General features: G+C 70.2%; 8 protein-coding genes. 1 reads left to right on the top strand and 7 read right to left on the bottom strand.

Translation table 11 applies throughout. The annotated features are described in order from the left end of the window. Positions 1-118: 118 nt before the first annotated feature. From ACK4TT_RS10100 to ACK4TT_RS10130, 7 genes are all read right to left on the bottom strand, one after another. Positions 119-952 (bottom strand): NlpC/P60 family protein, encoded by an 834-nt coding sequence (locus ACK4TT_RS10100; RefSeq protein WP_409642633.1) that lies wholly within the window; start codon positions 950-952, stop codon positions 119-121. Beyond that, a complete protein-coding gene (locus tag ACK4TT_RS10105) occupies positions 949-2,322 on the bottom strand; it encodes a leucyl aminopeptidase family protein (RefSeq protein ID WP_410212933.1) in 1,374 nt (457 codons plus the stop codon). Before ACK4TT_RS10105 ends, ACK4TT_RS10100 begins: the two co-directional genes overlap by 4 nt. A 60-nt stretch (positions 2,323-2,382) precedes the next feature. Then, positions 2,383-2,901 carry a prepilin peptidase gene (locus tag ACK4TT_RS10110; RefSeq protein ID WP_409642637.1) on the bottom strand — a complete coding sequence of 173 codons (519 nt, stop codon included), beginning with the start codon at positions 2,899-2,901 and terminating at the stop codon, positions 2,383-2,385. Between the two features lie 108 nt (positions 2,902-3,009). After that, positions 3,010-3,186, bottom strand: coding sequence for a Flp family type IVb pilin (locus tag ACK4TT_RS10115; protein ID WP_409642639.1), 177 nt, complete (start codon positions 3,184-3,186; stop codon positions 3,010-3,012). 239 nt (positions 3,187-3,425) lie between these two features. Beyond that, the gene (locus ACK4TT_RS10120) at positions 3,426-4,832 is read right to left on the bottom strand and encodes an MFS transporter (RefSeq protein ID WP_409642641.1); all 1,407 of its coding nucleotides are present in this window, start codon (positions 4,830-4,832) and stop codon (positions 3,426-3,428) included. 238 nt (positions 4,833-5,070) lie between these two features. After that, positions 5,071-5,844, bottom strand: coding sequence for a tyrosine-protein phosphatase (locus ACK4TT_RS10125; protein ID WP_409642643.1), 774 nt, complete (start codon positions 5,842-5,844; stop codon positions 5,071-5,073). 191 nt (positions 5,845-6,035) lie between these two features. After that, complete coding sequence (locus tag ACK4TT_RS10130; RefSeq protein ID WP_409642645.1) at positions 6,036-7,490, bottom strand: AMP nucleosidase; 1,455 nt, start codon at positions 7,488-7,490, stop codon at positions 6,036-6,038. 99 nt (positions 7,491-7,589) lie between these two features. Between ACK4TT_RS10130 and ACK4TT_RS10135 the strand changes: the two genes are divergently transcribed. Beyond that, the coding region (locus ACK4TT_RS10135) for a dicarboxylate/amino acid:cation symporter (protein WP_410212934.1) at positions 7,590-8,807 on the top strand (1,218 nt) is incomplete at its 3' end.

The raw sequence follows: 8,807 nt of genomic DNA on the forward strand, positions 1-8,807 counted from the left end.
GAACGTTTCGAGCCTCCGCGCAAGCGGAGGCTCTCTTCGTTTCTGACCACGAAAGGCACGGAAACTCACGAAAGCTCAGCCTCCGACTTTCGTGTCCTTTCGTGCTTTTCCTGGTTCCCTAAAGTCTTCGGAACGCCGTGGGTTCGCCGTAGCCGGCGGCCGAGATGCGGGCGATCGCCGTCTCCAGCGGCTCGACCACCGTCATCATGTGATGGCCGTTGGCGTGGACGATCCGGTCGGCGTCCAGGCCCATGGCCACATGGCCCTTCCAGAACACCAGATCGTTCCGGCCGAACTCGGCGCGGTCGATCTCGCGTCCCAGGGCCTGCTGCTGGTCGGTGTCGCGGGGGCAGGCCATGCCGCAGGCGAACAGCGCCTGCTGCACCAGCCCCGAGCAGTCCAGCCCCAGGCTCTCGCGCCCGCCCCACAGGTAGGGCGCGCCCACGAACCGCTCGGCCACGGCGGCGGGATCGCCCTCGAAGACGCCGATGGGCGCCAGATGCTCGACCGGCAGCCAGCCCGCGCCCACGGCCTTGGCGAGCCGTCCCTCGACCGTCTCCACGCGGACCAGGCTGTTGATCGACAGCAACGCCCCGGCCCGCGACTTGATGCTGGCCCCTTCGAAGGCATAGGTGCGGAGCGCCGCCACCCGGTGGGTGGGCGCGGGCATGACCGGCCCCAGCCGCGCGGCCTCCACATAGCCCACGTAGCCGTCGCGGCGGGCCTGTCCGAGGACGAAGGCGCCCTCCTCCTCCAGCACCTCGAACCGCTCGCCGAACAGGATCTGGTCCATCTGCTCGGACGCCCCGTCCGGCGCCCGATGGATTCCCGCGGCGGCGGCCGTGCAGCTCATGGCCTTCGGGTCCAGATAGACCTCGGCGGGGACCAGCCCCTCCAGGCTGCGCGCCGCGATCCCGTCGCGCAGGGGGGTGACGCGGGCGTCCAGGTTCACGCGAAGCGCTCCCGTATCATGCGGTAGAGGCCGCGGATGACCTGGACCTCGCCCCCGGCCGGGTAGCCGGGCTTCGCCCTGGGGTTCCAGGCGAAGATGTCGAAGTGCGCCCAGGGTCCGCCGGGTGCGAACTTCTGCAGGAACAGGGCCGCCATCACCGAGCCCGCCTGGGCCCAGCCGTCGGGGTCGTTCTTCACGTCGGCCACGTCCGAATCGAGCGCTTCGGCGTAGGGCTTCCAGAGCGGCATGCGCCACACGGGGTCGGCCTCGGCCTCGGCCGCCGCCACGATCCCCGCCGCCAGTTCCTCGTCGTCGGTGTAGAAGGGGATCACCTGGGGCCCGAGCGCGATCCGCGCCGCACCGGTGAGCGTCGCCAGGTCCAGAGTCAGGGCCGGCTCCAGTTCGGCGGCCCGGGTCAGGGCGTCGGCCAGCACCAGCCGGCCCTCGGCGTCGGTGTTGCCCACCTCGATGGAAAGCCCCTTGCGCGAGGCTAGCACGTCGCCGGGCCGCATGGCGTCGCCCGAGATGGCGTTCTCCACCGCCGGGACCAGTACCGCCACCCGCACCGGCAGCTTCGCGGCCATGATCATTCGGCCGAGCGCCAGCGCATGCGCCGCTCCGCCCATGTCCTTCTTCATCAGCCGCATGCCCGACGACGGCTTGATGTCGAGGCCGCCGGTGTCGAACACCACCCCCTTGCCGACGATGGCCACCAGGGGATGGTCTTCCTCGCCCCACAGGAGTTCGATCATGCGTGGCGCTCGGTCGGGATGGGCCGCCCGGCCCACCGCGTGCACGGCCGGATAGTTCGCCTCCAGCAGGCCTTCCCCGGCGATGACGGTGAGCTGGCCGCCGTGCTGCTCGGCGATCTCGCGGGCGATGGTCTCGATCTGCCGCGGCCCCATGTCGTTGGCGGGCGTGTTGACCATGTCGCGGGCGAGCGCGCAGGCGTGGGCCAGGTGGCGGGCCTCGGAAAGGTCGGCCTCGACCAGCAGGCGCGGCCGTTCGCCCTCGCGGGCCTTGTAGCGGTCGAACCGGTAGCTCCCGAGGGCGAAGGCCAGGGCGACGCGGTCGGGAGCGAGACCCTCGGGCGCATGCGAGATCCGGTAGACGCCCCCCGGCAGCTTCGCCGGCAGCGCCCGGAAGCCCCAGGGCTCGGCCGTCCCGCCCAGACCGAACAGCACGCGCTCCAGCGTCCCGTCCGCGCCGGGGACCAGCAGCGCCTGGCCGGCCTTGCCCTTGAACTCGGCGGTCCTTGCCAGCCCCTGGGCGAAGGGATCGGCGGCCAGGGCCGCCTCGACCTCGGTTTCCAGGAGGGCGTGGACGGGGACGGCCTGGCCGTCCCAGGCGTCGAGGATCACATCGGACATGACGGACTGGCCTTGGAGACTGGAGCCTCCCGTGTCGCCCATGTGGGAAGCGCCCGCAACCTACAGCGCGGCGAAGACGGCCATGAAGGGCGACTCGGGAAAGGCGGTCAGCGCCCCCGCCGCGATGGCCAGGCCGTAGGGCACGGCCTCCTTGGGCTCGGCCAGGCGCACGAACCAGGCCGGACCCGAGAGCACATAGGGCCTGAGCAGCGGGGCGCGCAGAAGGATCAGCCCGACCGAGAGCGCGCCGCCGGCCAGCAGGGTGGCCAGCAGAAACGGCCCGGCCGCGCCCCAGCCCATCCACAGCGCCGTGGCGGCGAACAGCTTGGCGTCTCCCCCGCCCAGCAGCCGCAAGGCGAAGAGGGCCATGCCCAGCACGAGCGCGGCCGCGCCGGCGCCCGCATGGGCCAGGAGGACCTCGGGCGGCAGGCCCGCGGCCAGGCCCGCCAGCGGGAAGACCGCCAGCAGGGTCAGGCTCATCCAGTTGGGGATGGTGAAGCTCGTGGCGTCCCTGACCGCCGCGGCCAGGAGAATCGCCGGCAGGACCAGCGCCAGGATCATGGCCAGGATCGGGAGCATCGCGGAGGCGTCCATGGGGCGCGAGCATGCCCGCCAGCCATGAACGAATGGAAAAGGGCCCCGGCGTCGTCGCCGGGGCCCCTCGTCATGCAGAAGATGCGGCGGCGATTAGCTGCCGGCGTTCTCGATCGTCGTGCTGATGCTCGTGAACTTCTCGTTCAGCGAGGTGCCGATGGCGCCGAGGGCGGTCACGAGGACCACCGCGATGAGCGCGGCGATCAGGCCGTATTCGATGGCCGTGGCGCCCGACTCGTCCTTCATGAAACGCGAAACGAACTTGGTCATGGATCTCTCTCCTCAAAGCAGCGAGCAGACGTTGGGGGGCTTGAAGCGTTCGCCTGCTCGCCCCGATAGCTCGACCAATGTCGCGCAACGCGCTTAATCCACAGTAAATGAATCGAATTCTTGTCTGAATATTCTATGGTTTACTTGTATTCAGCATTGATACTCGTTAACCAAGGCAGCATCGCGTCCGCCTTTTATTCAATGAAAACAGGACTTCGCGCCTGGGGCCGACCGCCGCGTCAGGGCGAGGCGGCGGCGTTCCGGCGGATGAAGAAAAGGCCCGCGAGGCCTACCGCCAGCAGCACCAGGACCATCGCCACGCCCCCCTGCTGGGTCCGGGTGACGTTGGTTCCGATGTTGACCAGGGTGGGCGCGAGCCACGCCGTCGCCACCCCCGACAGCGCATAGACGCCGAAGAACGCGCCGGCCTGCTCGGGCGGGGCGAGCCTCGTCAGCAGCGTCCGGCTGGAGGCGTACTGGGCGGTGATGAAGGTCGCGCAGACGAAGCCGAAGCCCACGTAGATCCAGTCCGGCAGGGTGCGGAAGACCGGCCCGGCCCACAGCGGCGCGTGCGCCGACGGATCGTAGGCCCACAGGTAGAGGATGCGGTCGGGGCCCATGCCCAGGATGGCGGCGAGCCCGATCATCGACATCACGATCTCGACCTGCAGGGCCGCGCGCGGGCCGATCGTCCCGTCCAGCCAGCGGGCGACGAAGCCGCCCAGCACGCCGAAGACGCTGAGCAGGATGCCGTAGGCCAGCATCTCCAGCGGCCCCCACTTCATCACGCCGACCGCCAGCACGCCGGCGTAGATCAGGATGCCGTTCATCCCGTCCACGAAGAACATGCGCGAGGCGAGGTAGACGGCGGCGTCGCGGAAGTGGCCCACGGTGCGCACCATCCGCCAGAGCTCGGCCGCCCCTTCGGCGAACGCGCGCAGGACGGGCGTGCCGGTGCGCGGCGCGTCGGGGGTGAACAGGAAGAGCGGGATCGCCCCCACCGCCATCAGCAGGGCCGCGATGGGCGCCACGACCCGCTCGGGCTCGTGGCTGGCGGGGTCGAGGCCGAACAGCGGCGCGGCGGGCACCCAGGCCCAGTCCACCTTGCCCGGCAGGGCGAAGGCCCAGGCCACGAAGGCGAGCGCCAGCACCGAGAAGAGGTTGGCCAGCGCCAGCGCCAGGCCCGAGGCCCGGTGCGCTCCGGCCATGCCCGCCGCGCGCACCAGCAGGGAGTTGTGCAGCACCTCGGAATAGACGTAGAGCACGCGGGCGAAGATCGCGAGGAACAGGACCGCCGTCAGCGGCAGGGGCCCGCCGGGCCTGGCGAACCACAGCGCCGCGACGGCCGGGATCATCAGGCCCACGCACAGGCCGAGCCACCCCTTGCGCGGCCCCAGCTTGTCGATGGAGGCGCCCAGGAACGGCGCGGTCGCCATCACCGTCCAGCCCAGGTACTGGTCCCAGCGCGAGATCATCGCCTGGCCCTGCACCGGATCGCCCACCAGCACCGAGGCCACGTAGGGCATGAAGACGTAGATGACGACCAGGATGATGAAGGGGTCGCGCCCGCCCTGGAAGACGGACCAGGACAGTCCGCCGCGGTCGAGGCGGCCGTCGCCGGCGGCGAGGCTTTCAGGTCGGATCACGTGAGTTTCCCCGGGGAGGCCGCGGTTCAGCCCCCGGCTCAGGGCCGCAGGTTAGCGCCGCCGGGCGCGCCTGCAATCATCAGTCCGTGATTCACGCTCAGGTGATTGGCCGCGAGCGTCCCGCGGGGCGCAGACTTCCCCCAGGCTTCTCTTGAGGTCTGTCCCTGAAAGAGCGCCCGTCGCGGGTTGCGGAGCCCGCGGCGGGCGCTTTCCCGTCCAGACCAAGCCGGCGCGCCGATCAGGCCAGCAGCCGGTCGTGGATTTTCTCGCGCAGCTCGCCCGTGAGGCCCAGTTCGGCTTCCAGATAGCCGTCCAGCGACCCGCACCGCTCGCGCATCACCGCGAACGCCGCCTCCAGGTATTCGGCCTCGACCCGCATCGCCGTCATCAGGGCGTCGTCGTCCGGCGTCCGGCCCGTGGCCTCGCGGATCCGCTCGCGCATGAACGGCAGGCGCATCGCCAGCCGCTCGGGGTCGTTGGTCAGGAGGTAGTCCTCGACGATGTCGTCGCCGTGCACGCCGGCCAGGTGGTGGGTCAGCGCGCAAAGGATGCCGGTGCGGTCCTTGCCCGCCGCGCAATGCACCAGCACCGCGCCGTCCGTTTCGGCCAGGGCCTGGAAGTAGCGGGCATAGAGGTCGATGTGGCGGTTCGCGAACGGCGCGCCCCGGTAGTAGTCCATCATGTAGGCGTGGAACGAGGCCGCGGTCAGGTCCGAGTTCTCGATGAAGGTGTGCCACTCGTCGGCGTGTTCCTGGCCGATGTCGTTCTCGATCACCTCGGCCGAAAAGCCGTCCCAGCGGCGGCTCGGCTGGCTCTGGCGCTCGTTGCTGCGCCTAAGGTCGACGATCACCGACAGCCCCAGTCCGGCGAGCCTGGCGAGGTCGCCCGGGGTCGCCTGGGCCTGGTGGGCCGAACGGTAGAGCACCCCGCGCTTCAGCCGCCGGCCTCCGGCGGCGTAGTCCCCGAAGTCGCGGAAGTTGTCGATGCCTTCGAAGGGGATCCTGCGCGTCATGCCCGGCGGTTTACCCCCGTTCACCGCTGGAATCGAGACGCCCCCGCCTCCGCGCCAGCGGAGGCCGTCATTCAAACCACGGATTACACGGATGGCACGGATATCCGCCGGTGTGGCTGCACAATCCGTGGAAATCCGTGAAATCCGTGGTTCATCCTTGCGGAAGATCGCCGCTTCCCGGCCTTCGGCGATCAGCGGAACGGCGGCTCGTCGAAGCTGCGCAGCTTGCGCGAGTGCAGGCGCGTCCCCTCCTGGCGCAGCAGGTCCACGGCGGCCAGGCCGATCTGCAGGTGCTGGCCGATGGCGCGCTCGTAGAAGGCGTTGGCCTGGCCGGGCAGCTTGATCTCGCCGTGCAGCGGCTTGTCCGACACGCACAGCAGGGTCCCGTAGGGCACCCGGAACCGATAGCCCTGGGTGGCGATGGTGGCTGACTCCATGTCGATGGCCACGGCCCGGCTCTGGTTGAACCGGAGCGCGCTCGACGAATAGCGGAGCTCCCAGTTGCGGTCGTCGGTCGTCACCACCGTTCCGGTGCGCAGCCGCCGCTTCAGCACCTCGCCGCTCTCGCCGGTGACCTGCTCGGCGGCGCGGCCCAGGGCCACCTGCACCTCGGCGATCGGCGGAATGGGGATCTCGGGGGGCAGCACCCGGTCCAGCACGTTGTCGTCGCGCAGGTAGGCGTGGGCGAGCACATAGTCGCCGATGGTCTGGGAGCCGCGCAGGCCGCCGCAGTGGCCGATCATCAGCCAGGCCTGGGGCCGGAGCACCGCCAGGTGGTCGCAGATGGTCTTGGCGTTCGACGGGCCCACGCCGATGTTCACCAGCGTGACTCCGCTGCGCCCCTCGGCCATCAGGTGGTAAGCCGGCATCTGGTGCTTGCGCCAGGGCCCGGCGGCCACCGCCTCCTCCGGGTCGGGCGTATCGCGGTCCACCAGCACCCGGCCGGCCGCCGACAGCGCCGTGTAGGGACCGCCGTCCGCCTTGAGCTGCGCGCAGGCCCAGCGCACGAACTCGTCCACGTAGCGGTGGTAGTTGGTGAACAGCACGTACTGCTGGGTGTGCTCGGCCGGCGTGCCCGTGTAGTGGGCGAGCCGGGCCAGGGAGAAGTCGGTCCGGAGCCCGTCGAACAGGGCCAGCGGCCGGGGCGCGTCCTGGGGCGTCAGCCAGGCGCCGTCGGCCACCTCGTCGCCGATGTGGGCGAGCTCGGTCGAGGGGAAGTGCCGGGCGATCTCGGCCGCGCCCACGTCGGCCAGGGCGAGGTCCCGGGCGCCGTCCAGCACGTAGGGGAACGGGATCTCCTGGTCCGAGCGGCCCACGTCCAGCTCGACGTCGAAGTCCTGCTGCAGCAGCGAGAGCTGCTCGATGAGGTAGTCCCGGAAAAGGTCGGGCCGCGTCACCGTCACGGCGTAGCGGCCGGGCAGGCCGATGCGGGCGAACGCCCGGCTGATCCGGGGATAGGCCCTGCCCGCGGGCCAGTTCAGGCGCAGCTCGGGATAGACGTAGGCGCCGGCCCTGCGCGCCACGGGATCGGGGGGCGGTCCGCCCGCCAGGAAGGACTTGAGCGCCTTGCGGAGCGCATCCACGCTCGCGCGGTATTCGGTTTCCAGCCGATCGACGATGCCGGCCGCGTCTGTCTTCTTCATCATGCGGCGTTATAGCCGCCGCGCGTGACGGTTGCGAATCCGGCCGCTGGACTGAACCCCCGATCTTCGCGACAAAGGCCGCTTGCAAGTTCCGGGGGCTTCATGAACCGACTTTTCACCGCCTTCATCGTGGGCGCGATGGTGCTCGGGGTCGCGGCGGGCTGGGCCTTGAACCAGTTCCTGCCGGCCGAGCAGGCCGCGAGCGCGGCGGACACCCTGTCGATCGTCACCGACGTGTTCCTGCGGCTGATCAAGATGATCATCGCGCCGCTGGTGTTCTCGACCCTGGTGGCGGGCATCGCGCACATGGGCGACGCCTCCGAGATCGGCCGGGTGGGGGTCAAGACCATCGGCTGGTTCATCCTGGCCTCGCTGGTGTCGCTGACCATCGGCCTCGTCATGGTCCACATCCTCCAGCCGGGCTCCGGCCTGTCGCTCACCGCGCCGGCCGCCACCGAGGCCGGCCCGGCCCTCGACACGGCCAAGTTCACCCTGCGCGAGTTCGTCACCCACCTGGTGCCCAGCTCCATCGTCGACGCCATGGCCCGCAACGAGATCCTGCAGATCGTCGTGTTCTCGGTCCTGGTCGGCACCGCCGTCTCGGCCATCGACGACAAGGCGCCCCAGGTGCTGGCCCTGGTCGAGCAGGTCGCCTCCATCATGCTGAAGGTCACCGGCTACGTGATGAAGACCGCCCCCCTGGCGATCTTCGCCGCCCTCGCCGCCAGCATCGCCACCCAGGGCATCGAGATCCTCGGAACCTACGCCGCCTTCATCGGCGGCTTCTATCTCTCGCTCGGCCTGCTCTGGGCGCTGCTGATCGGCGCCGTGGCGCTCATCGTCGGCCCCCGCGCGCTCAAGCTGATCGCCGCCATCCGCGGCCCCGCCCTCCTGGCCTTCTCGGTGGCCTCCTCCGAGGCCGCCTATCCCCGCACCCTCGAGGAGCTCCAGAAGTGGGGCGTCAGCCGCAAGGTCGCCAGCTTCGTCCTGCCGCTGGGCTACTCCTTCAACCTCGACGGCAGCATGATGTACTGCACCTTCGCCGTCCTGTTCATCGCCCAGGTCTACGGCGTCGAGATGACCATCCTCCAGCAGATCACCATGCTCGGCCTCTTGATGGTCACCTCCAAGGGCATGGCCGGCGTGCCGCGCGCCTCCCTCGTCGTCATCGCCGCCACCCTCACCTTCTTCGACCTCCCCGAGGCCGGCCTGCTCCTCATCCTCGCCGTCGACCACCTCCTCGACATGGGCCGATCCGCCACCAACGTCGTCGGCAACTCCGTCGCCGCCGCCGTCGTCGCCAAGTGGGAAGGGCAGATC

It is taken from the genome of Phenylobacterium sp., assembly GCF_046463815.1.
Lineage (GTDB): Bacteria > Pseudomonadota > Alphaproteobacteria > Caulobacterales > Caulobacteraceae > Phenylobacterium.